The sequence below is a fragment of the Streptomyces sp. NPDC102278 genome (assembly GCF_044766345.1).
Lineage (GTDB): Bacteria > Actinomycetota > Actinomycetes > Streptomycetales > Streptomycetaceae > Streptomyces.
This window is the reverse complement of the sequence record NZ_JBIWLV010000007.1, coordinates 197,561-221,285: the sequence shown is the minus strand read 5'-3', so window position 1 is coordinate 221,285 and position 23,725 is coordinate 197,561. Positions and strand designations below refer to the sequence as shown.

Here is a 23,725-nt window from a genome sequence, read left to right as displayed (position 1 = left end):
CGGGCACCCGACCCGACGCCGCGCCCCACCCTTGCCGTGAAGTGACCCCGATTCGCCCGGACTTCGGCCACCCGCCGGACCGGTCCGCTGGAAGACTGGGCGCATGGGGACGGTCTACGCCCTGCTCGTGGGCATCGACGAGTACCGGATCGGGGTCCGCGCGCGGCTGCGCGGCTGTGTGAACGACGTCGCCGCGGCCGGCCCGGCGCTGGAACGCCGGGCGCCGGGCCGGCTGCGGGCGCTGACCCTGCTGAACGGGGAGGCCACGGTCGCGGCGGTGGAGGAGGCCGTCCGCACGCACCTGGGGCAGGCCGGCCCCGGGGACACCGCGCTGTTCTGGTTCAGCGGGCACGGCACGGAGTACGGGGCGAGCACCCCGCAGGAGCTGAGGATCGAGCCGACCGGCCGGTGCCAGGCGGTGGTGTGCGCGGACGGGCCGCTGCCGGACAAGCGGCTGGGCCCCCTGCTCGACTCGGTGGCGACGGGCGGCGGGCACGTGGTGGCGGCCTTGGACTGCTGCTTCTCCGGCGGCGCGAGCCGTGCGGACGGGACGACCGTCCGCTACCTCCCGCCCCTGCCCGGCTGGGAGCCGCCCCCGGTCTCCCGGGACGCGGTCGGGCCCGACACCCGGCCGCGCCACCTGCTGCTGGCGGCGAGCCGGATCGGGCAGCTCTCCCACGAGCGTCGCTTCGACGCTCCGGGCGGGGCGGTCGTGCACGGGGTGTTCTCCCACGCCCTGCTGGAGGCGTTGCGCGGGGCCCGGCCCTCGGTCACCGGCCGGGAGTTGCTCGCCGCGGCCGACGCGGGGGTGCGGCGGGTGCTTTCCGGGCAGCAGCCGGTCCTGTTCCCGGCCGAGCCGGGCGGACTCGCGGACCGGCCGGTACTGTCCGGGCCCGCGGACGGGGGCGCCGGAGCGAGCCCGTACCTGCTGCGGGAGGGGCCGCAGGGCTGGGAGGTGGACTGCGGGCGGGTGCACGGGCTGACCGGTGGGGCCGGCACCGAGTTCGCGGCGGCGGAGGGGGTCCTACGGGTCCGGACGGTGCGCGCGGACCGGTCCCTGGTCGATCCGGACGGCTGGACCCCCGAGCCCGGATCGGTGCGGCCCGTGACCCTGTCGGCCCTGGCACTGCCCCCGGCCGCGGTGGTGCTCGACGGGGACGGCGTCACCCTGCCCCCGTCGCCGCTGCTGCGGCCGGTCGTCGCCGACTCGGTGGAGGCCCGGTCGGCTCGGGTCTGGTTCCGCGTGGAGGTGCGCGGCGCGCGGGCCCACGTGCTGCGGCGCGACGGTTCCCCGTACGTGGATCCGCTGCCACTGGCCGGCGCCGCCGGCGCGGCGCGGCTGACCGACTGTCTGGCCCGGCTGACGCACTGGCACCGGATCCGCGATCTGGACGCGGGGCTCTCGCCGCTGGCCGGGCGGGTTCGGGTGGAGGTGGTCCCCTGGGGGGAGGAGGAGCCGCTGCGGCCCGACGGGAACGGCGAGATCGCCCTCGCCTACGACGGCCCGCGCGCGCCCTGGGTGACCGTCCGGCTGCGCAACACCGGTCCCCGGCCGTTGTGGTGCGTACTGATCAACCTGGACGACCGCTACGGCGCCGGTTCGACGCTCTTCCCCGGTCAGTTCATCGGCGGTGGGATGACCGGGCACGCGCTGGACGGGGATCCGATCCGGATGGTGCTGCCCGCCTCGCGGACGGGCCGGCCGGGGGCGTTCGCGCGGGACTGGCTGACGCTGGTGGTGGCCGAGGGGGAACTGAACACGGTGCCGTTCCACCTGGACCGGTGGGACCCCCTCGCCGGGTCCCACCGGTCCGCGGCGGGTCCGCCGGCCGAGGCCCTGCTGCGCCTCGCCGCGCCCGGTGCGCGGGACATGGTGGCCGCGCGGCCCGCCGGGGCGGGGCAGTGGGCGGCGAGCACGGTGGCCTTGCGCACCTCGGGCCCCGGGTAGCGCCCGGAAGGCCTGGGGGGGGTCACTGCCCGAGGTGGGTGAAGCCGGCCCAGGCGCTGAGGTCGTGCGGGTCGAGGTGCGCCAGCCGGGCCGTCAGGGCCGGCGGCAGCCCGTCCGGCACCTGCCGTCCCGGGTCCAGCATCCACAGTTGGGCCCGCCGCAACGCCCGTGCGGGCGGCTCCTGTTCCCGGCGCAGGAAGTGGTGGGTCATGAACATCAGCACGGACGTCGCGTCGTCCGGGACCGGCCAGAGGGAGCCGATCACCGAGCGGCTGCCCGCCACCAGGAAGGCCGAGGACAGGCTGTACGCCTCGTTGTGGCCGCGTCCCGAGACCTGGCTGCGGCAGGCGGCGAGGACGACCAGGCCGAGCCGCCCGTGCACGGCGTCGGCCAGCTCCTCGGCGGTCAACTCGCCGCCCTTGAGGGAAAGGTAGGAGCTGCGCGGCCGGTTCTCCGTCACGGTGCCGTGGCAGGCCAGGTGCACGACCGCGCCCTCGTCGCCGTGCTCGCGCAGCCACCGTGCGACCTGGTCGGGGCTGCCGTCCCCGGTGCGCAGCCCCAGGTACCGCCCGTCGGGGTAGAAGACCCGTCGTACGGCGTCGGCCTCCTCCCCCGCGTACGGGAGGTCCCCGGTGGGGTCGCCGACCACCAGCGCGGTCCCCTCGTGCCGGGCTCGCGGCCGGCCGGCGACCTCGCACAGCAGGCGTGCGGAGGCCGCGTACGAGAACTCCGCGCGCTCGATCGCGTACGCGCGGCGGCCGCTCGCGTCGGCGGCGAAGGCGGCGTGCCAGGGGACCAGACCGAGCGAACCCATCGGGACGAGCACCAGACGGGGGACGCGTCCGGGCCGGTCGGACACCTGGAAGACGTCGAGCAGCGGCCGGACGGCGACCCGCCAGGCCCACGAGCAGAGCCGGTCGAGCTGGTCGCGGAGCGGCGGGGCCGGTTCGGGCCGGGGCCCGCCGTACCCGGGGACCGGCTGCATGTCGCGTCCCGCGGCGGCGGGCCGGTAGCGGCGCAGCGGCGCGGCGTCCTCGCGCAGGCTCGACAGCGGCACCTCCCGCGTCTCGCCGCGCGAGGTGACCACCAGCGCGGTCCCGGGGCAGTCGCTCGTGGACGGCACGAGGTAGACCAGGGCGTCCTTGCGGTGGGCGCGCAGTCCGGCCCCGATCTCGGTGGGCGAGGGCGGGTCGAGGAGCCGGGTGTCGCCCTCGGTCAGAGCGAGGACGACACTGCGGCGCAGTGTGCTCGGTACGTCGTCGGCCGCCTCGTCGGCGCCCCGGCTCAGCCACTCCCGGGCCAGGTCTTCCCGGCCGACGGCGATGAGCCGTTCGGGCACCGACCGGCTGGTGGTCGCCGCGTGCAGGACCAGGCCCCGGCAGGCGTCGAGGGCCCGCACGGCGTCGTCCGGCGCGCCGTCGGCGAGGCACCAGCCGACCACCTCCCCCGAGAGTTCCGTCGCCAGGCGGCCGGCCTCGGCAGCGTCCTGGCTGCCGGACTGGAGCAGGGAGGACCAGACGAACCCGCGCAGCGATTCGAGGCCGAGGCGTCGGCCGTTCTCCCGGTCGCGGCGGGCCGGGTCCGCGCGGACCCGGTGGCAGCGGCCGAGGGCTTGCGTGGTGACGGCCCACAACCGGTGCTCGGGTCCTTCCATGGCCCGCGCCGCTCCTTCGAGCAGGGTGATGGCACGCTCCAGGTCCCGGGCCCGGTCGGGGGATCCGGGCCGGGGATCGGCCATGACCAGGGCGCTGCGGACGCTGCCGGCGTTCGAGGCGAAGCGGATCCAGGCCTCGCTCCCCGGCGCCGACAGGGCGAGCGCCTCCTCCACCACCGCCAGGGCTTCCCGGATGCCGGGCACGTCCGCGCGCTGCAGCGCTTCGCGCTGCCACACGAGGGCCATCGCGCCCAGCAGGTGGGCGTGGTGCTGTCGCGGGAACTTCGCGGTCCGCAGGCGCATTTCGGCGATCGACGGCCGGCCGGCCGGCGTCGGGGCGGGTGGTGCGCCGAGCCGGTCCGCGAGGTCCTCCCGGGACATCCGGGCGGTCTCCAGCAGCACCCATGCCTCGGTGTGGGAGGTGCTTCCCGGCTCCAGTCGCCCGACGACCCCGGCGACGAGGCCCAGGCCGCGGTCGGCCGCCGCGAGATCTCCCCGTCTGGCCGCGAGACGCACCTGGGCCGCGGCGTCCTGACACTTCAGCAGCTCGTCCATGTGCGGGGACAGACCCAAGGCGCCCACCACCGCGTCCCATTCGGCGCCGCCGGCCGCCGATCCCTCGGTCACACCGCGCAGTTGGGCGAGTTGACGCATGGCCTGGTGTCGTCCGTAGCGCAACCAGGGGCTGGTGTTCCCCGCGGCGATCGCGAGGTCGAAGTGTTCCAGCGCCTGCGTCAGTCGGGGAGGCGAACCCGCCATGCCTTGGGCGAACCGCCAGCCGGCGAGGCCTGCATGGCCCCGGGCGCGCCATTCGGGATGGGCGTCGGCGTAGGACGACATCGCCCCTACCAGTCGCTCCTCGCGTTCCGCGCCCATCCGGTCCCCGTGGGGGTCGAGCATGGGCATCGCCGCGAGGAGCGTCCCGGCGCGCTCCGCGCGGGAGAGGCTGCCCGGCTCGGTCCGCTCCCAGCCCTCGAACAGCACCGAGAAGCGGCGCTCCCACCGCTCCCGCGACCGCGGGTCGTCGGCGAGCAGGTGATTGTCCATGCCGAAGTCGAACTCCCCTTCCATCGCGGTCCGTTGGAAGCGTTCGTACGCGCGCGCCAGCTCCTCGTCGGACACCACGTCCGGGCCGGCGTCGGGCCGCGCGGATTCGGGCAGCCCGACCAGCGCCGCCCCGAGCAGGCCCAGCGCCATGTCGGTGACCTCCGGCGAGAGTCGCTCGCCCTGGCGGACCCGTCGCACCGCGCGCACGACGACCCGTAGGCGTTCGGTGTCCCCGTCCATGTCGAACCTCAGGTGCTGGACCGCCGCCAGGGCGAGCGCGGTCTCGGTGATCGCACCGTCGTTCGCGGTGTCCCACCGGTCGAACGCCCGCGTGAGCAGGGCGACGGCGTGATCGAGCAGCGCGGCGTCGAGGCGCGCGTGGCCCCGGACGCAGAGCAGGCGGCCGAACATGCCCAGGTACAGCACCGGAAGGGCGTCCATCTCCGCTTCGGTGGACAGCAGTTCGGCGATCTCCGCCTCGGCTCGGGCCCCTTCCTCCTCGTCGGCCCAGGTGCCCGCGATCAGCGTGCGCGCGAACGTCACGCGCAGTCGGGTGTCCCGCGCCCACGTCGGCTCCGGCGAGGCGCCGCGCACGGCGGCCAGGGCGCGCAGCCCCTCCTCGTACCCCTCCTCCAGCGCGGCGCGGTCCGCGGCCGTGTGGCCCCACATCACCAGGGAGGCCGAACGGGCCTGGCGGATCAGTGGCAGGTCCCGGTCCGGTCCACCGCCGGCCGGCACCTGGGCGTAGTGGCGCGCGGAGGTCGCGTAGGAGGCCGCCTCGTTCGTCAGGCCGCCGTGGTACTGCCACAGCCCGCCGAGGACCTCGTCGAGTTCCGGGTCGGGGCCGTCGACGTCGTCGAGGGCGAGTCGGTTGGCCTCCAGGGCCTCGTGAAGCAGGGCGGGGTCGAGCAGGGCGGGGTCGTCGGCGGTCTCCAGGAAGCGGATCTTGGTGATGAAGGCGAGCAGCCGGCGGGCGAAGACGGCCATGTCCTGGTGGTCGTGGTCGTCGGGCAACCCTGCCAGGCCCTGCGTCAGGAGGGAGTGGACGCGGGCGGCGAGTACGGGGCCGGGCTCCTCGTCGTGGTCGAGGGCCAGCAGGTGGCCGTACATGATCCGGTGACGTGCCGGGATCGGGCCGCCGGCCGGGTGCCGGAACGCGTGCGCGAAGGCCTCGGCCGCCAGCCTCCGGTCTGCACGGCCGCCCGATGCCTCGTGGAGCGCGTAGCTCGCCTCGCCCGCCTTGCAGTGGAGTTCCACCGCGCGCGGGTCGCCGGGGGCCAGGCCGGCGAGTGCTTCCAGGGCCTGTTCTCGCTCGATCCGCCAGGCGGCGAACCGGTCCACGTCCTCCATGGCGGCTCCTGTTCGGAGGGGGGTTCAAGGGTCGGGTTCCGGGGGCGGGTTCAGCCGGGGATTTCAGGGGGCGAGGCGGGCGTGGTAGGGCGACAACACCTCGTCGAGCCAGTGCCGTCCGTCGGTCGTCGCGAAGTCGATCGGCGTGTCGGCGGTGGCGACCAGGGCATCGGGCGGGCAGCGGTCGCCGAAGAGGACCAACGCCCGTGCTCCCGGGTCCCGTTTGGACGACCAGAGGAATCCCCGCGCCCAAGGGTCCGTGTGGGCGCGGATCCAGTGCGCCCAGTCCCGGGTGTACGGGTAGTCGCGGGCCTCCGTCTGCACCAGCCAGCTGTCCTGGTGCACGGCGGCGAGGTCCTGGCCGGTGACCAGCGAGACCAGGTCGAGGTCGACGGTCGGCCGAAGGACGGACAGCCTGCGGCCGTTGACGGCGGCCCGGGGTACCAGTCGCGCCCCGCCCGCCGGGTCGAAGGGCAGCGAGTGCAGGACGCTCTCGCTGACGGCGGCCTCGGGGGTGAGTCCGGCGTAGAGGTAGGCGTAGGGATCGCAGGCGGTGGCGTCGAAGCGGCCTCCGCCGTACAGGCAGTGCGCGGGCACCGGGTTGAAGCCGGTGGCGGCCCGGCGCTCCGAGTGCACCCGGTAGAGCGTGGTGCCCGCGGCGAGGGTCACCTTGGCCGGGGTGGCGGTGGGCTCGGCGGGCGGCCGGTAGTGCGGCACGGGTCACTCCCCTTCGCCGAGGAACCGGGCGGCCATGAGCACCTGGAGTTCCGCGGCCGTCCCGAGCAGCCGGGCGGGAACCTCGTCCAACCAGGCGTTCGGGGACAGCCACCAGTCCGCCGCGCCCCAGGGGTCGAGGTCCGCATCGAGGAGGGGGTTCACCTCGCGGACCACCTCCAGGACTCGGCCGTCGCGGTCGAACTGGAAGGCGGGGAGCCGGACCGGGCCGCCCGGCCCGCGCAGCCTGATCAGGACGGGGGCGTACGGGTCGCAGCCGCGCCCGGCGGCTTCGGCGGCGTCGAGGGAGGGCGCGGCGAGCAACCGTTCGCGCACCTCGCCGAGGACGGGCCCCACCATGCGGTGGCCGTCGAGTACGAGGACGGCCAGGTCGTCGGCGCTGAAGCCGAGGTGGCGGGCGTCGGGGCGCGAGGGGGCGGCGATCAGTCGACCGCCGTCGGGGAACCGGTCGGGCAGTTGCTCGGCGAGCAGCCGGGCGGCGTGCCGGGCGGCGTGCTCGGCCGCTTCGCCGGTGGTCCCGCGCCATCGGGCGAGCAGGAGGGAGAGGGTGTCCAGGGCCGCCGGTTCGAGGCGGGGCCGCAGCTCGTCCCACTCGGCCGCGACGGTGGCCAGCCGGATGCGGGCGTCGCTCATGACGGCCGTCCGGCGGGCGGGGCGACGAGCGGCAGGGCGGCGAGGGGCGGGGCGGCGAGGGGCAGGGCGCCCGGGGAGGCGTCGGCGGGCACGCCGACGCCGGTGAGTAACTCGGCGACCAGTGCGGCACGTTCGGTGCGACGGACCAGGATGTGGATGTCCCAGCCGCCGCCGCGCGCGAGTTCCGCCTCCACGGCCGCCCAGAGCGCGGAGAAGCTCTCGGTCGGGGTGAGGCCGCCGCGCCCGGCGCCCAGGAGGGGAAGACAGACGGACCTGAGGGGCTCCTCCGGCATCCCCTGCGCCGCTCGCGCCTTCGGTCCGCCCGACTCGGCGAGCAGGGCGAAGACCCGGGTGACGGCCCGCGTGACGTCGGCGGGCAGTACGTCGTAGTCGTTGGTTCCGGGACGGGGCACGGCCACCGCGGCGTGGTGGATGCGCCGGATGCCCTGGTGGGCCAGGGCCCCGGCGCCGGTCACGGCCACCGTTCCGGGCGCGACGGGCAGGGCGCCGGGCGCGAACCGGTCCGTCCAGGAACGCAGTTCGTCCCGGATCCGGTCCTCGACCAGCCGGCCGGCGGGGTCCCGGTGGGCGCCGGCGCGCCGCAGGGACGCGGCGACGGAGGACTTGTACGGCTCGGGCAGGGCGAAGTGGGTGTTGGAGGGGGACACGATCACGTCGATGTCCCGCAGCAGGTCGACGGCGTGTACGTGCAGGGTGACGTGGTGCGTGTAGTCACCGGCCGTGACCTCGATCCGCCGGTGGCTCGGGGCGAGTCGGCGCGCGGGGCCGGGCGGGGCGGCGCCCGCCGGCTCGTCCTCTCCCCCGGCCGCGCCGCGCACGAGCTGCTCGGCGAGTTGGCCGAGCACCATCAGCTCCTGGTGCTTGCGGAACCGCTCCACGCTCACCCCGTACACCTGGGCGGCCCGTCTGCGCCGGTCGGCGGGCGGCCAGTCCCGGGTGCCGCGGGCGAGACCGAGGCTGTACTCCGCGGCCTCCTGGAGGGTTCCGCCGCCCATCGCGGCCACGGCGGTGCGCAGCAGCCGTTCGACGGCGGGGAAGCGCGGCTCGCCGGGGCTCCCCTCCCCCGGCCCGGCCGACATGCCGGTCAGCACGGGAAGCCCGAGCTCCCGCAATCGGACGATCCCGGCGCGCCGCACTTCCCTCACCTCCGCGAGGACCGCCCCGTAGTCCGGCAGTTGTGTGAGCGACATGGCGGAAGGATCGCACCGCCCCGCGCCCCCTACAAGCCGGTTCCGGCCCTCTGCCCTCATCGTGCGGGACCGGTCCGGGCGCACTCGGGGCGCGGACGGGGCGTGGACGGGCGGCTTCCGGTCGATTCCGGGGCGGGCCCGTCCGGGGTCGGGGAGGCGGCCCGGTGTATGCGCTCCCGGTTGAGGGCGCGCGCGACCACAGCCGTGGGATCGAGCCCGCCGGGATCGACGACCGGGGGCGACGCCGCGACCGACAGCGAGGCGATGCACGGCGCGGCGAATCACACGGGCCTGAGCCGGCGACGAGGTGGACCTGCACGACGAGGGTTGACCTTCAAGTGGGATGAACGTCGATGATCTCGGTCATGGACGACAGCACTTCCGATCTGCTGGGCATCGGCGCCTTCGGCCGTCGCGTCGGGCTCGCGCCGAGCGCCCTGCGCTTCTACGACGACTGCCGCGTACTGCTCCCCGCCCACGTCGATCCCGTCACCGGCTACCGCTCCTACTCCCCCGACCAGCAGCCGCGCGCCACGCTCCTGCGCGGGCTGCGGGAGGCGGGTTTGGCGCTGGCCGACGTGGTCGCCGTACTCGACGGGACCCCCGAGCAGGCACGGGCCGTACTCGAACGCCACCACGCGGCCGTACGGGAGGCCCGGCGCGCCACCGACGCCGCGCTCGGGGCGGCACTGGAGGGGCTGCCGCCCGGACCGGGCGGCAGCGAGTTCACCTTGGGCGGGGCCGAACTGGCGAGCGCGGCCCGCCAGGTCGCGCCGGCCGCCGGACGGGACCCGGCCCATCCCGTGCTCGGACGCGTGCTCGTGGAGTTCGACCGGGACGAGGTCCGCTTCGTGGCCACCGACCGCTACCGGCTCTCGCTGCGCACCCTGCGGCCCCGCGCCGCGGCCGGGCCGCCGGGGCGGCTGTTGATCGACGCCGACACGCTGGTCGAGCTCGGGGCGTGGGCGGCTCGGGCCGCCGAGGTGACCCTGGTGGCACGGCCCGGCGCCCCCCTGACCGTCCGCCACCCGGGCGGGGCGCGCGAGGTCCCGGTGGCCGGCGGCGCCTTCCCCGCCTATCGGGAGGTGCTCGCGGCCCTCCCCGGCCCCTCGCACCGGGTGGTCGTGGAACGGGTGGCGCTGATCGCCGCGCTCGGCGCCTGCGGGGACGCTCCCGCCGTCGCCTTGGAACTCGGCCGCGACCGGCTCCTCGTCACCCTCCCGGACGGGACCCCGGCGCCGATCCGGCCGGCCGCCGTGCGGGAGCAGCCGGAGCCGGTGCGGATCGGCTTCGACCCCGCCGTACTGGGCGCGGCCCTGGAGGCCGGTGTGGGGCCCGACGTGCTGCTGGAGTTCTCCGAGGTCACCGGCCCGGTACTGGTCCGCTCGGCCGACCAGGGCAGCTTCACCACCCTGGTGATGCCGGTCGCCCTCCCGCCCGCCGCCCCGACACCCCCGAGGACGCCCGCGTGAACCCCGAGAACACCGTCGTACGGCTCTGCACCCGGGGCATGACCGCCGAGGGCGAGGGCCGCGACGCCGACGCCGAGGCCCTGTTCCGCCAGGCGTGGGACGCGGCCACCGACGACTACGAGGCTTGCGTGGCCGCCCATTACCTGGCCCGCCGGCAGCCGACGCCCGAGGACACCCTGTACTGGAACCGCGTCTGCCTGGCGCGCGCCGACCGGGTGGGCGACGAGCGGGTCCGGGCCTTCTACCCGTCGCTGCACGGGGCCATCGCTCGCGCGCACCTGGAGCTGGGCCGGCCTGACGAGGCCCGCCCGCACTTCGAGGCGGCCGCCGCACGGTTGGCCGACCTGCCGCCCGGAGCGTACGCCGACTGGCTCCGCCTGCGGATCGCGCGGGGCCTGCGCGCCACCGCCCCCGAGACAGCCGATCCGCTACGGCCGCTGCTGAAGCGGCTGTGCTCCCGTCGCGACCTGGAGTCACTGGGCGTGCTGCTGCCGCCGTACCTCGCCTCGCTCGACCGTCCCGAGGACGAGGAACGGTTGACGCTCGCCCTGCGCATGCTGCACGCCGAACGACGCCTGCCGGCCGCCGACCAGTCGGCCCTCGGCGAGCTGATCGCCCTGCGCGCGGGAGCCTGATCGGGGGCCGGGCGGCCTCGGTCAGCGGGGCGGCGGAGCACACGGCGCGCACGGCCGGTTCGTCGAAGGCGCCGCCGAACACGGACAGCCGTAGCCGCGGCAGTCGTTCGCGGGGCTCGCACCATGCGTGGCTCCAGCCGATGGCGGTGCGCAGGGCGCGGTGGCGGGGCGGCCGGACGGCCCGGCCGCCGTCGAGCGAGCCGATCCGACGGGCGAGCCGCTCGGCGAGTTCCTCGACGCCGTGGTCCGTCAACTGCGCGGCGGCGAGTTCCAGCACGAGGAGCAGTCGGCGTTCGCCGATCCACTGCCGGACGGCTTCGCCGAAGGTGCGGGGGGCGTGTGGTCGGCGAGGTCGAGCGCGTCGGCGGCGGTGTCCACCGGCAGACGGTCGTCGGGCAGTGGCGAGAGGTCGGCTCGGTGGACCCCGTCGGGGAAGGAGTCGCCGACTCCCGTCTCCAGCGCCTGACGGACCAGACGGCTCTTGCCGACGCCACCCGGACCGGTGAGGGTGATCAGCCGGCTCCCGACCAAGGCCGCTTCCAACGCGGCCAGTTCGTCGTCCCGCCCCACGAGGGAGGCGGGTCCGCCGGCGTTCCTCTCGGCATGTCCCCACACGCCCCCGGTGTGGCGCACGGTGCGGGCTCCTCGAACCCGTCGGGGGCACGGCCGGGAGGTGACTCACGGAGCGAGTACGTCGAGCTCCTCCAGGGCGCCCACCGCGATCTGCCGGGTCAGCGCCTCGGCGCGGACCGCGTCCCCCTCCCGTACGGCTTCCGCCACCCGCACGTGCAGGGTGACCGCGGCCGGGTCGGGGTCGTGGAACATCACGGCGTGTTCGGTACGGCCGGTCAGCACCTCGGCGACGACGTCACCCAGGCGGGCGAACATCTCGTTGCCCGAGGCGTTGAGGACGATCCGGTGGAAGGCGATGTCGTGGCGCAGGTATCCCTCCAACTGATGGCCGCGCGAGGTGCGGACCATGCCCAGGGCGGCCTCGGTGAGCCGCGCGCACTGTTCCGGGGTGGCGAGCGTCGCGGCCAGTGCGGCCGCGACCGGTTCGACGGCCGAGCGCAGCACGGTCAGGGAGCGCAGTTGGCGGGGTCGGTCGGTGCCGGCGAGCCGCCAGCGGATGACGCGCGGGTCGTAGACGTTCCACTGGTCCGCCGGGCGCACGGTGACGCCGACCCTGCGACGCGACTCGACGAGCTGCATGGATTCCAGGACGCGGACGACTTCGCGGACCACGGTGCGGGAGGCGTCGAACCGGTCGGCGATCTCGTCGGTGCGCAGGACGCTGCCCGGCGGGGATTCGCCGGCGGTGATCGCGAGACCGAGAGCGTCCAGGACACGGGAGTGAAGCCCCTGCACAGGACTGCCTTCAGTGGTCATGGCGTAAGCGTACGGTGACCGCCGATCGAACAATAGATGTGATGTATCCCCCCACCCTCTTGAATAAGTACTACTTAATGGGCTTCAGTGGTGCCGCACGAACCGATGTCGACGAGGACAGCGAGGTACGACGTGAGCTCCCAGCGCGTCATTGTGGTGATGGGCGTGGCCGGCACGGGCAAGACGACCGTGGGCCGGCTGCTCGCGGAGGCCCTCCGCGTCCCCTACGCCGAGGGCGACGCCTTCCACCCCGAGGCCAACGTCGCCAAGATGTCGGCGGGCACCCCGCTGGACGACGCCGACCGGTGGCCCTGGCTGGACGCCATCGGCGAGTGGATCCGTCGCGGCGCGGACCTGCGGGGCGGGATCGTCGCGGCCTCGTCCCTCAAACGCTCCTACCGCGATCGGTTGCGGAGCTTCGCCCCCGGCGTCGTCTTCGTCCACCTCACCGGTGAACGCCCCCTGATCGAGAGGCGGATGGCGGAGCGCAAGGGGCACTTCATGCCCACCACCCTGCTCGACTCGCAGTTCGCCACGCTCGAACGCCTCCAGCCGGACGAACTCGGCGTCGCCGTCGACGTCCGCGGCGCTCCCGAGGAGATCACCCGACGGGCGCTGGACGCCCTGCACCGCATCTGAGGGATCCCGGAGCCACCGCACGGCCCGCTCGCGGGCCCGCACGGCCTCCCCCGGGCCCCGCCATGCCCGCGACCCGGCCGCCACACCACGGCCCCCGCGCATCCCGTCACCACCAGGCAGCACCGCAGCACCGCAGCACCGCAGCACCCCACACCGTCACCGAAGAGCCACGAGTTAAGGAACCGTCACCGTGACCGGTCTCAGCGTCGAGACACTGGCAGCGGCCGCCCCCGGACCCATCACCTCGGCCGGGCACGCCCAGCTGGGCGTGGCCGTCCTCGCGGGCATCGCCGTCATCGTCCTGCTCATCACCCGCTTCAAGCTGCACGCCTTCCTGGCCCTGACCGTGGGCTCGCTCGCCCTCGGTTCCTTCGCGGGCGCCCCGCCGGCGAAGACCATCGCCAGTTTCACCGTCGGCCTCGGCGCGACGGTCGCCGGTGTCGGCGTACTCATCGCGCTCGGCGCGATCCTCGGGAAACTGCTCGCCGACTCGGGCGGCGCCGACGAGATCGTGGACACGATCCTGGCTCGCGCGAAGGGCCGGGCCATGCCCTGGGCCATGGTGCTGATCGCCTCCGTGATCGGGCTGCCGCTCTTCTTCGAGGTCGGGATCGTGCTCCTGATCCCCGTGGTGCTGCTGGTCGCCAAACGCGGCAACTACTCCCTGATGCGGATCGGCATCCCGGCACTCGCCGGGCTGTCCGTGATGCACGGGCTGATACCCCCGCACCCGGGCCCGCTCGTCGCCATCGACGCGCTCCACGCGAACCTCGGCGTCACCCTCGCCCTCGGCGTGGTCGTCGCCATCCCGACGGTGATCATCGCCGGGCCGCTGTTCTCCCGGTACGCCGCCCGCTGGGTGGACATCCCCGCGCCGGAGCACATGGTCCCGCAGCGCCCGTCGGCCGAGTTGGAGCACCGACCGAGTTTCGGGGCGACCGTGTTCACCGTGCTCCTCCCGGTGGCCCTGATGCTGATCAAGGCGCTCGTCGACATCGTGGTCAACGACCCCGACAACGCCGTCCAGCGCGTCACGGACGTGGCCGGCTCACCGCTGATCGCACTCCTGGCGGCCGTGCTGGTGGGCATGTTCACCCTCGGCAGGGCGGCCGGCTTCACCAAGGAGCGGCTCTCCTCCACGGTGGAGAAGTCCCTGGCGCCGATCGCGGGCATCCTGCTGATCGTGGGCGCGGGCGGCGGCTTCAAACAGACGCTCATCGACGCCGGGGTCGGCCAGATGATCCTGGAGCTGTCCGAGAGCTGGGCCATCCCCACGCTGCTCCTGGCATGGCTCATCGCGGTGGTCATCCGTCTCGCCACCGGCTCCGCGACGGTGGCCACGATCTCCGCCGCCGGCCTGGTGGCCCCGCTCGCCGCCGGCGCGTCGACCACGGAGACCGCCCTGCTGGTCCTGGCGATCGGGGCGGGCTCGTTGTTCTTCAGCCATGTCAACGACGCCGGGTTCTGGCTGGTCAAGGAGTACTTCGGGATGACCGTGGGACAGACCGTCAAGACCTGGTCCGTGATGGAGACCATCATCTCGGTGGTCGGCCTGGGCTTCGTCCTCCTGCTGTCCCTCGTTCTCTGAACCGGGCGGGCGGTCGGGCCCGGCCGGTTCAGGCGTGGGTCCGGCCGTCGAGCTGCGCGGCGGCCAGGGCGAACCCGCCCGCGGCGGTGGCACAGCGCTCCGCGAGGGCGGCCACCTCGACGCGGAAGGCCTCGGCCGCCGGTCCCTGGTCGCGCAGGTCCTCGGCGGCGGCGCGCAAACGCCGCGCGTGCGCGCGCAGGACGGCGCAGTGCGAGCGCAGGGTGGTGGTGTCGGTCATCGGGACCACTCCTCGCCGTCGTGGATCCGGACCAGCCGGCTGTCCGTGATCCGGCTCCGGAAGCGGGCCGGCGCGGTGTACGCGGTGCGGCGCGAGCGCTGCCCGTACGCGCCGGTCAGGCGGAACACCCGGGTCCGGGGATCCACGGGGCGTCGCGCGGCCCCCCGGTAGTCCACCGCGAAGACGTGCGTGACCGGGTAGACGGTGGTGAAGTCCCGGCTCCCGGCGAGGTGCAGGGCGGTGCTCCCGCCCAGGCCCCGGCCGAACAGCGCGAGTTCGGTTCCGGAGGGCACGAGGGCGCGCACCGCGCGGGCGACCGCGCGCGCGTGCGACGTCTGCGGTCCGTCGGCCACCGCGTGGGCGTCGTCGGTGACCGGCCGGCCGGCCCCGGCGGGCGTCACGCACGTACCGGGCGTCCCGGGCGGTTCGGCGAGGTGGATGACGTACCGCAGGACTCCGTCCGGCCCGATCACCTGTTGGACGAGGAGGGTTCCGTCGGTGCCGAGCGAGGCGAGGTTGCGGACGCATCCGGCGACGGTGCCGCTGGTGTCGAGCCGGTCGAGGAGCCCGTCGGGACGGTCGGGCGCCTCGACGCGACGGGGGCCCCGGTCGAAGAAGGCGCGGGTGGCGGCGCCCAGCCCGAGCAGGGGTTCGGCGGGCATCGCCCGCCCGGTGGCGATCTGCCAGCCGGCGTGGTCGTTGAACGGGTTCTCGTCGGTCAGCGCGTGCCAGGCGAGGAGGTCCGCGAAGGACGGGGAGAGCAGCGCGAAGGCGTGTTCGGCGCCCCGGACCCGCATCACCTCGCGGAACAGTCGGACGGCCTCCGCCTGCCGACCCTCCTCGACCGCCGTGAGGATTCCCGCCGCGTCCGGATCGGCGAGCAGCTCCGGGCGGCCCGCGCCGGCCGCCCGGATCCGCGCCTTGAGACCGCAGACGGCGAGGCTGACGGCGAGGCTCTCCCGGCCGGTGAGGACCCCGGCGAGCCACCCCGCCCGGGCGACGCCCCGGCCGCGAGGCGCCCAGCCGAGCCCCGCCGGATCGGTCAGGGTACGCAGCAGGGTGCGCCAGCCGAGCCGGCGGGCGCCGCCCCGGCCGAGCGCGCCGGCCGTCAGGCGCCCGCCGAGGGCCAGTTCGGAGGCGTGGCGGGCGGCCTCGCCGACGGCGTCGGCGGCCTCCGCCAGCTCGCGGCACACGGCGTGGAGCAGTTCGGGATCCGGGTCGGTGGACGCGGTGGTCGCGGCGTCGGACATGGGTTCCTCGTGGGGTCGATGCGGCGGGCGGGCGTCGGCGGGCGGATCCTCGACGGAGGGCGGCCGGTGGGGCGGCCGGTGGGGGTCAGCGGCGGGTGAGAGTGAGTCGGATCCGCCTCGGATCCAGCGCCGCGGGCAGCGGACCCACCGGGTCCAGGGCCGGTCTGCCGTCACGGATCCGATGCCCCCTCAGCACCTCGGCGCAGAAGCCGGCCACGACGAGCAGGCCCAACCGGTCGCCGGGGCAGCGGCCGGCTCCGTGACCGAAGGGGGCCATCCGGAGGTCCGCGCGGGACGCCGGGGAGGTCCATCTCGCGGGTACGAAGACGTCCGCGGCGGGCACGTGCTCGGGGTCGCGCTGATGGAACAGCGCGGGCAGGAGCACGGAGGTCCCCGCCGGATGACGCACACCCCACCACTCGGTCTCGGTCACGGTGACCCGGACCAGGTCGGGCACCACCGGGTAGAGCCGCAGCGTCTCCTGTACGCAGGCCCGCAGCCGGGGCAGTTCGCCCTTGGCGGCGTCGGCGGACCGGGCCTCGGCGCAGGCCGCGTCCTGTTCGGCGGGGTGGGCGGCGAGGAGCAGCAGGGTGCGCAGCAGGACTGTCGGGACGGTGTCCAGGGCCCGTAGCCAGTGGAGGGCCTGACCGACGGGATCCAGGGTGCCCGCGGGGTCGGGGTGCCGGCGGGCCCGTCCGACGAGGGTGTACGGCTCGGCCGCGGCGGCGTACCGGGCGATGCGCGCGCCCGCCTTCTCGTGGAGGGTCTCGGCGGTCCCGCGCGGCCCCCTGCGGTCGCCGCCGGCGTCGAGCCGGTCGAGCCAGCCGGCGAGTTCCTCGTCCTCGGCGGCCGTGTCGCCGAGGACGATGCGGCGGGCGGCCCGGGTGACGGCCTGCCGGGCGCGGGCGAGCCCGAGGGTGCGGGGGGCGTTCAGCCGGCCGGCCTCGTCGGCGATGACCGCGAGGAAGGGGCCGCACGAGGGGTGTACGGGGCTGCCCGAGGCCAGCACGATCTCGTTGACCTCCCGGCGGCGTGCGCGGAGGTCGTCGTGGTCCTCGTCGCCGGTGGGACGGCCGGCCGCGGCGCCGGGGGCCCGGCACTTGTCCGGCGGGTGCGCCGCGAGTTCGCTCGCGGGCGACTCGTGGAACCGGGGCAGGTCCCGCGGGTCGAGCAGGACCAGGGTGGGGCCGGTCGGGCCGCGCAGCAGGACGGGTGCGCCGCCGTGCCGGGCCCGCAGGGCGCGCAGGGTGGCGGCGGACCAGCGGGGCCTGCCGAGGGTGGCCCCGGTCCGGAGCGGTCGCGGGCGCAGGCCCACCAGGTCGCGTACGAGCACGGGCAGGGTGTGGGTCGCGGCGAAGCGCACGGCCACGGCCCGGCCGGCCCGTGCGGGCGGGCCGCCCTCGGTCGGGGCCGCCTGGCCTCGGGTCGTGGTCGACTGGGTCATGCCGGGACCACCTTGCCTGGGTTGGACAGGCGCTTCGGGTGGGCGGGCCGCCGAGGGGGCGGGCGGCTCGCCGTGCCTCCGCACAGCCGGAAAGCAACGGTCGGTGACATCGGGATCACCGTACGTCGAGCCCGGGGGGTGCGCGCTCCGAGTGCTCTACGGGAGTGGATCGGGTCCCTCGGGCGCGGCGGCGCCCTCTCGACCGGCGGGGCGGTGGGGGCGCAGTCGGCCTCGTTCATCCGGAGCGGGGCGTGCGGCGCCGCCTCATTTCGCGGTGGGCGCGGTGGGCGCGGTGAACACGGCGTTGCGGAAGGCGGTGCGCAGCGGTCCCGTGCCGTGTGCGGGCAGGAGGGCCGCCCAGCGGTGGTGCCGGGGCGAGACCCAGACGGACGGTCCGTCGCCGTGGGCCCATACCCCGCCCGCGACGGGGTGCCAGAGCAGGCCCCGGGCGGGGGTGAGTTCCCCGGTGCGGATCCGGAGGGACTCGGCGGTCCAGGAGCGGCTGACGGGGTGGTCGGCGGTGGAGAGGAGGTGTCCGAGGAAGCGGCCGAGGTCGCCGAGGGACGCGTGCAGGGAGCCGCCGGCGAAGCGGGTGCGGTTCATGCGCAGGGGGTGCCAGACGCGGGCCGCGGCGGCTTCGGCGAGCGGGCCGCCGCAGAGGTGTTCGGCGAGCCGGGTCAGTGCGGGCACCCCGTCGCAGTGGGTGAGCAGCTGGTGGGCGGTGGTCTTGCCGGAGGTTCCGGCGGCGGCCGGGCCGTAGGCCGCGAGCGGGGTGTGCAGGGCGAGTTCTCCGGCCGTGACGAGGCTTCCGATGACGGGCCAGATCGCCAGTACGGCGGCGATCGGGCCGACGTCGGACTCGGAGTCCCCGTCCCCGCCGACGGCGTGGGCTCCGTCCGGGCCGCCGAACGCCCAGCGGGCCCCCGGGTCGGCGGCCCGTACGAGTTCGTGGATCCGCTGCTCTGCCTGGTCGTCCAGCACCGTCATGGTCGCCCACGCTAACGGCGCCGGCTCCCGGCTCCCGTGCCCGCCCCGGCGCGGCCGCCGTCCGCCACCCGTATGCCGGTACGACAATCCGGGCGGGACGCCGCCGTATGCGCGGAACGGGCCGGGACACCCGCGGGGGTCCCGCGGATGTCCCGCCCCTTTCACGCGTCCGTCCGGCGGGTGCGGGCCGGTCGGTCGGTGCGGGCCCGGCCCGGTCTGTCCGACCCGGGCCGGTCCGGTCCGTCAGGTCCGGTCGGGCCGGTCCGTCACGCGCAGGGTGTTCAGCAGCGGCTTGCCGTAGCCGTTGTGCGTGATGAAGCGGACGTTGAGGGCGCCGTCCGTGACCGTCACCGTGTAGGAGCGGGTCAGGGCCGTGTAGGTGCCCGCCTCCAGGGAGACGTCCAGGGACGGCAGGACCTGGGTGCCCTCGGCGATGACGTCGAAGACCCGCTTGTTCGGCTTGGTGTTGGAGAGCTCCGCGAAGCCCAGCTCCACCGTGTAGGTCCCGTTCGGGACGTTGTCGAAGCGGTACTCGTACATGCCCTCGCGGGCGTTGCGGTACAGCCGCTGGTCCTCCGTTCCGGCGATGGTGCGGCCGGTGGACTGGACGGTGGCGTTGCCCTGGTAGCCGTACGACCCGGGGGTGTACTTGCGGTCCGGCGACCAGCTGTCACCCACGGCGTCCGTGCCCGCGTAGTCGGATCCCGTGTCCAGGGCGACCTGGTAGCGGGGGACGACGACCTTGACCGGGACGGTCAGGACCGGTGCGCGGCCGCTGGCCGACGTGATCTTGAGGTCCGCGGTGAGGACCGTTCCGGCGGTCAGGCCGGCGGTGTCCACCGTGAGGGTGAGCGGGGCCTTGCCGCCGGTCGGGAGGGTGCCCGAACCGGGGGTGGCCGTCAGCCAGGGCGCGTCCTCGGTCACCGTGAAGGCGGTGCCCAGGCCCGGGTTGGTGAGGTCGAGGGTGCGGGTCCGCTTCTGGTTCGCGGGGAGCACGACCTCCACCGCCGCCTTGGCGGCGGTGACCTTGCCGGTGCGCAGGGACTGGGTGACGGAGGTGACGTCGGCCGGCTTGACGTCGACCGTCCTCGTGGCGGACTCGTAGGACGGGGCCGACAGTGCGACGGTCCGTGCGCCCGAGGGGGTCTGGACGACGTAGCCGCCGTCCGCGGCCGTGGTGGCGGAGACCGCCGTGTCGCCGGCGCCGACGGTGACCGTCGCGCCCGCGACGCCGTTGCCGTCGTTGGCGTCGAGCACCCGGCCCGCGACGACACCGCTCTTGGTGGTCCGGAAGGCGATGGACTGGCCGTCCGAGACGACGGCGGTGTTGAAGGAGTACGTGAAGGCGTCGGTGCCGGTGGCGTTCTCCACGCCGATCGTGGCGGTGGAGCCGCCCTTGATGCCGGTGCCGCCCGTCCCCTTGTAGGCGTAGGAGACGGTGCCGTCCTCGCCGATGGAGGCCGAGAACGAGAACGTGTCGGCCTGGGCCGACCAGTGCGACACGCTTCGCCACTCGATGACGTAGGTGCGGTGCGGCGCCGTGCCGGTCACGGCGGTGAAGACGCCCGATCCGCTGCCGGCGGCGCCGACGACCAGGTCGTCCCAGAACGGGTACAGGGCCGCGTTCGGGGTGGCCGTGCTCGGGAGGTCGCCGTTGATGTCGCCGGTGTTGTTGCCGCCGAAGCTGACGGTTCCGTTGGTGCCGATCCACGCCTGGCCGTACGTCTTGCCGTACAGCGGCAGCGGGAAGGGCAGGTCGACGCGCTCGGTGGTGTTGTCACCGGTCAGCGCGAGCTGCCGGTCGCCCGCCGCGTAGGGGCGGCCGTTCGTGGTGGCGCAGGCGTAGCCGTAGGCGTCGGTCCGCTCGGGGAGGTCCACGGCGACGGTGGTGTCCCCGGCGACGGTGACGTGCGCGCTGCCACCGGTGACGCAGCGGGAGGCGTGGGTGGCGAACACGTCGTAGGTGCCGTGCGGCAGGGTGACCTCGAAGCGGCCCTGCGCGTCGGTGGTCGCGGTGACCGGGGTGTCGGCGACGGTGACGACGGCGCCCGCGGCCGGACCGTGGGCCGCGGAGACGGTGCCGGTGAGCTTGGCTGAGGCGGCCCGGGTGAGGGTGAAGTCACCGGTGGCGGTGGCGTTCTCGGTCACGGTGGCCGTCGCGGTCTGCTGTCCGTAGCCGAACTTCGACGCGGTCAGGGTGTACGCGCCCACCGAGAGCGAGCCGAAGCCGTAGGTCCCGTCGGCGGCGGTGGTGGTCGTGCGGTCGATCGGGCCGTCGGCGGTGATCTTCACGCCCGCGACGGGCGCGTCACCGGAGCGGACGGTGCCGCCGAGGGCGCCGATCGCACCGCGCGGGGCGCCGTTGACCGCGGCGAGGGCGTCCAGCCTGCCTTCGCCGAAGACGTTGTTGTCGGCGGCGGTGCCACCGCACTGGCTGCTGTCGGTGTCCGCCGCGGTGCCGTCCAGCAGGGCCTCGGTCTGCGCGATGTCCCCTTCGAGGGCGGGCGCGGCGGACCAGAGGAGGGCCACGGTGGCGGCGGTGTGGGGCGAGGCCATCGAGGTGCCGGAGAAGGCCTCGTACGCCCCGCCGGGCACGGAGGAGCGCACGTTCACGCCGGGGGCCGCGATGTTCGGCTTGATGATGCCGCCGGGGCCCGCGCCGCGCGAGGAGAAGGAGGCGATGGCGCCGTTGATGTCGAAGGCGCCGGAGCTGTAGGAGCTGGCGTAGTCGCCGGGTGATCCGCTGGTGGCGCAGCCCGGGCCGGCGTTCCCGTTGGAGAAGGCCGGGAAGATGCCGGCGGCCCGCCAGGTGTCGACGATCTGCTGGTACCAGTCGTCGTGCGAGGCGCTGCCCCAGGAGTTGTTGACGACGTGCGGGGCCAGGTCGGGCCGCGGGTTCTGACCGTTCAGGTCGGTCGGCGCGACGATCCACTGGCCGGAGGCGAGCAGGGAGGCCTCGGAGCAGGAGTTGGTCTCGCAGCCCTTGGCGGCGATCCACTTGGCGCCCGGGGCGACACCGATCTTGTTGGCGCCGCCGTCGTCGCCGACCATGGTGCCCATGGTGTGGGTGCCGTGGTCGTTGTTGTCACAGGGCGCGGCGCCGTCGCAGACGCCCGCCGGGTCGAACCAGTTGTAGTTGTGGTCGTACGTCCCGTCGGCGCTCTTGCCGCGGTACTGGTTGTTGACGGCCGGGTGGGTGTAGTCCACGCCGCTGTCGATGTTGGCGACCACGATGCCTTCGCCGCGTACACCGAGTTGGTCCCAGACCTGGGGGGCCTTGATCCGGTCGATGTTCCATTCGACGGCGTCGGCGGCGGTCTTCTCCCGGCTGCCCTCGGCGGGCTTGGGGAGGGAGACCTTGTCGTCGGCGTCGATCCGGGCGACCTCGGGGCGCTGCGCGAGGGTTCCGGCGAGCTTCTCACTGCCGACGACCCGGACGGCGTTGACGATCCAGTACGAGGTGTACTCGGCCTTCGCGCCGTCCAGGGCCTTGATCACGGCGGCCTGGCTGCGCGCGGCGTGGTCCTTCTTGGCCCGCAGAACCGTTTCTGCTTTGGCTGCGCGAGTCTGCTGCTTCCCCGCGGCGGTGAGGTCGGCGGCGCTGTCGAGATACACCCAGAAGACGGCCTTCGCGGAGCCGTCGAGCTGGGTGCGGAGCTTGGGTTCGATCTTGCGCTCGGCGGCCCCGGGGGCGGGGCCGGGCTCCGGCGCGGCCGCGGCGACCCCTGCGCCGATGGGCAGGAGCAGGATCGAGGCGAGGGCGGCGAGCGCCGCGCGTAAGGGTCGTCGTCTGTCGCGTTGTGCCACGTGTGATCTCCTCGGGCGCCGTGTGCAGGTTGTGCGGAGAGGGCGTGCGTGATGTGCGCGGGTCATGTTGATCGAGGGGTCATGTGCATTACAAGAGGGCCTATTGAGCCGGGTCGCGGCGGGGCCGGTTCCGAAACGGACGGCCCGGCCGGGTGGCCCATGTCGGCCGACCGCGCCAGCCTGAGGACATGACCACACCCGCCCGGCCGTCACCCGCGCCGCCCCGACCCGATGTCCCGCTCGCCTCCGCCCGGGGCAGGTGGATCCTGCTGACCACCGTCCTCGGATCGGGCATGGCCCTGCTCGACTCGACGGTGGTCAACGTGGCCCTCCCCGCCATCGGCCGGGATCTGGACGCCGACCTCGCGGTGCTCCAGTGGACGGTCAACGCCTACCTGCTGACCCTGGCCGGCCTGATCCTGGTCGGCGGGGCGCTCGGCGACCGGTTCGGGCGGCGCCGGATCTTCGTGCTCGGCGTGGTGTGGTTCGCGCTGGGCTCGCTGCTCTGCGGCATCGCGCCGAACGCGGGCGTGCTCATCGCCGCACGCGCCCTCCAAGGCGTCGGCGGCGCGCTGCTGACGCCCGGTTCGCTCGCGCTGATCCAGGGGTCGATCCGCGCCGACGACCGGGGCCGGGCGGTCGGCCTGTGGTCGGGGTTCGGCGGGGTGGGCGCGGCCGTGGGCCCGTTCCTGGGCGGTTGGCTGGTGGACGGGCCGGGATGGCGCTGGGTGTTCCTGATCAACATCCCGGTGGCCGCGCTGTGCGTGCCGGTGGCCCTGAGACACGTACCGGAGTCCCGGGATCCGCAGGCGCACGGCACCTTCGACGTGGCCGGCGCCGCGCTGGGCGCCACCTCGCTGGCACTCGTCACCTACGCGCTGATCGAGGCCCGCAACGGCGGAGCGCTCGTCATCGCGGCGGCCGTGGGCGGAGTGCTGCTGGCCGGCGCGTTCGTCTGCGTGGAGCGGCGGCGGGCCGATCCGATGGTGCCGCCGGAGATCTTCGCCTCCCGACAGTTCATGGCGGTCAACCTGGTCACCCTGTGCGTGTACGCGGCCTTCGGCGGCTTCTTCTTCCTGGCCGTGCTCCAGCTCCAGGTGGTGGCCGGGTACTCCGCGCTGGCCTCCGGGGCCGCGCTGCTGCCCACCACCGCGCTGATGCTGCTGCTGTCCGCCCGGTCGGGGGCCTTGGCCGAGCGGATCGGGCCGCGGATCCCGCTGACGGTGGGCCCCCTGCTCTGCGCGGCCGGGATGCTGCTGATGCTGCGGGTCGGGCCGCAGTCCTCGTACGTACGGGACGTACTGCCCGCCCTGATCGTGATGGGGATGGGGATGGTGGCCCTGGTCGCCCCGCTGACGGCGACGGTACTGGCCTCGGTGGACCCGGGCCGGGCGGGCCTGGCCAGTGGCGTCAACAACGCCGCGGCCCGGGTCGCCGGGCTCCTCGCGGTGGCGGCGCTGCCGCTGCTCGCGGGGATGGGACCCGACGCCTACCTCTCCGCCGACCTCTTCGACGCGGCCTTCGACCGTGCCATGCCCTGGTGCGCGGGGATCCTCGTCGTCGGCGCGGCGCTGGCGTGGGCGACCGTGCGCAAGCCGGCGCCCGACGCCCTCCAACCGCAGTGTCGTACCCAGTGCGGGGTCACCGCTCCGTCGCTCGAATCCCCGCGGGCGACGCAGCGGTGAGTCCTCGGCGCAA

The 23,725-nt window shown here is 74.9% G+C and carries 17 protein-coding genes; 6 read left to right on the top strand and 11 right to left on the bottom strand.

The window, feature by feature from the left end; genetic code table 11:
• Positions 1-103 precede the first annotated feature (103 nt).
• Complete coding sequence (locus ACIRO3_RS19510) at positions 104-1,948, top strand: caspase domain-containing protein (RefSeq protein ID WP_404138216.1); 1,845 nt, start codon at positions 104-106, stop codon at positions 1,946-1,948.
• A gap of 22 nt (positions 1,949-1,970) precedes the next feature.
• Here ACIRO3_RS19510 and ACIRO3_RS19505 read toward each other — a convergent pair whose 3' ends face one another.
• From ACIRO3_RS19505 to ACIRO3_RS19490, 4 genes are all read right to left on the bottom strand, one after another.
• Positions 1,971-5,999 (bottom strand): CHAT domain-containing protein, encoded by a 4,029-nt coding sequence (locus ACIRO3_RS19505; RefSeq protein WP_404138213.1) that lies wholly within the window; start codon positions 5,997-5,999, stop codon positions 1,971-1,973.
• A gap of 63 nt (positions 6,000-6,062) precedes the next feature.
• A complete protein-coding gene (locus ACIRO3_RS19500) occupies positions 6,063-6,716 on the bottom strand; it encodes an RES family NAD+ phosphorylase (RefSeq protein ID WP_404138210.1) in 654 nt (217 codons plus the stop codon).
• Positions 6,717-6,719: 3 nt separating this feature from the next.
• Positions 6,720-7,367, bottom strand: coding sequence for a hypothetical protein (locus tag ACIRO3_RS19495; RefSeq protein ID WP_404138207.1), 648 nt, complete (start codon positions 7,365-7,367; stop codon positions 6,720-6,722).
• Positions 7,364-8,578, bottom strand: a complete 1,215-nt coding sequence (locus ACIRO3_RS19490) for a hypothetical protein (protein WP_404138204.1) — start codon at positions 8,576-8,578, stop codon at positions 7,364-7,366. The genes ACIRO3_RS19495 and ACIRO3_RS19490 overlap by 4 nt, the downstream gene beginning before the upstream one ends.
• Before the next feature lie 365 nt (positions 8,579-8,943).
• On the opposite strand from ACIRO3_RS19490, the gene ACIRO3_RS19485 reads away from it, so the two are divergent.
• Together ACIRO3_RS19485 and ACIRO3_RS19480 are read left to right on the top strand one after the other, a co-directional pair.
• The gene (locus tag ACIRO3_RS19485) at positions 8,944-10,050 is read left to right on the top strand and encodes a MerR family transcriptional regulator (protein ID WP_404138201.1); all 1,107 of its coding nucleotides are present in this window, start codon (positions 8,944-8,946) and stop codon (positions 10,048-10,050) included.
• Entirely contained in the window at positions 10,047-10,685 is a 639-nt protein-coding gene (locus ACIRO3_RS19480) for a hypothetical protein (protein WP_404138198.1), read from the top strand. Before ACIRO3_RS19485 ends, ACIRO3_RS19480 begins: the two co-directional genes overlap by 4 nt.
• Positions 10,686-10,934: 249 nt before the next feature.
• Here ACIRO3_RS19480 and ACIRO3_RS19475 read toward each other — a convergent pair whose 3' ends face one another.
• Both ACIRO3_RS19475 and ACIRO3_RS19470 read right to left on the bottom strand, forming a co-directional pair.
• The gene (locus ACIRO3_RS19475; protein ID WP_404138195.1) at positions 10,935-11,318 is read right to left on the bottom strand and encodes an AAA family ATPase; all 384 of its coding nucleotides are present in this window, start codon (positions 11,316-11,318) and stop codon (positions 10,935-10,937) included.
• 45 nt (positions 11,319-11,363) lie between these two features.
• Positions 11,364-12,074: an FCD domain-containing protein gene (locus ACIRO3_RS19470; RefSeq protein WP_361775897.1), complete on the bottom strand. Its 711-nt coding sequence runs from the start codon at positions 12,072-12,074 to the stop codon at positions 11,364-11,366.
• A gap of 105 nt (positions 12,075-12,179) precedes the next feature.
• On the opposite strand from ACIRO3_RS19470, the gene ACIRO3_RS19465 reads away from it, so the two are divergent.
• Positions 12,180-12,713, top strand: coding sequence for a gluconokinase (locus ACIRO3_RS19465; RefSeq protein ID WP_404138192.1), 534 nt, complete (start codon positions 12,180-12,182; stop codon positions 12,711-12,713).
• Between the two features lie 190 nt (positions 12,714-12,903).
• A complete protein-coding gene (locus ACIRO3_RS19460; protein ID WP_404138189.1) occupies positions 12,904-14,301 on the top strand; it encodes a gluconate:H+ symporter in 1,398 nt (465 codons plus the stop codon).
• Between the two features lie 28 nt (positions 14,302-14,329).
• On the opposite strand, the gene ACIRO3_RS19455 is transcribed toward ACIRO3_RS19460, so the two are convergent.
• The 5 genes from ACIRO3_RS19455 to ACIRO3_RS19435 all read right to left on the bottom strand — a co-directional run bounded on the left by ACIRO3_RS19455 (position 14,330) and on the right by ACIRO3_RS19435 (position 22,027).
• Entirely contained in the window at positions 14,330-14,539 is a 210-nt protein-coding gene (locus tag ACIRO3_RS19455; RefSeq protein WP_361775888.1) for a hypothetical protein, read from the bottom strand.
• On the bottom strand, positions 14,536-15,789 hold the full coding sequence (locus ACIRO3_RS19450; RefSeq protein WP_404138184.1) for a hypothetical protein: 1,254 nt from the start codon (positions 15,787-15,789) through the stop codon (positions 14,536-14,538). Before ACIRO3_RS19450 ends, ACIRO3_RS19455 begins: the two co-directional genes overlap by 4 nt.
• 85 nt (positions 15,790-15,874) lie before the next feature.
• Positions 15,875-17,233: a cytochrome P450 gene (locus tag ACIRO3_RS19445; RefSeq protein ID WP_404138181.1), complete on the bottom strand. Its 1,359-nt coding sequence runs from the start codon at positions 17,231-17,233 to the stop codon at positions 15,875-15,877.
• Between the two features lie 264 nt (positions 17,234-17,497).
• The gene (locus ACIRO3_RS19440) at positions 17,498-18,220 is read right to left on the bottom strand and encodes a hypothetical protein (protein WP_404138178.1); all 723 of its coding nucleotides are present in this window, start codon (positions 18,218-18,220) and stop codon (positions 17,498-17,500) included.
• Positions 18,221-18,463: 243 nt separating this feature from the next.
• On the bottom strand, positions 18,464-22,027 hold the full coding sequence (locus tag ACIRO3_RS19435; RefSeq protein ID WP_404138175.1) for a S8 family serine peptidase: 3,564 nt from the start codon (positions 22,025-22,027) through the stop codon (positions 18,464-18,466).
• Positions 22,028-22,215: 188 nt separating this feature from the next.
• Here ACIRO3_RS19435 and ACIRO3_RS19430 point away from each other — a divergent pair, with 188 nt between their 5' ends.
• Complete coding sequence (locus ACIRO3_RS19430; protein ID WP_404138172.1) at positions 22,216-23,712, top strand: MFS transporter; 1,497 nt, start codon at positions 22,216-22,218, stop codon at positions 23,710-23,712.
• Positions 23,713-23,725 lie beyond the last annotated feature (13 nt).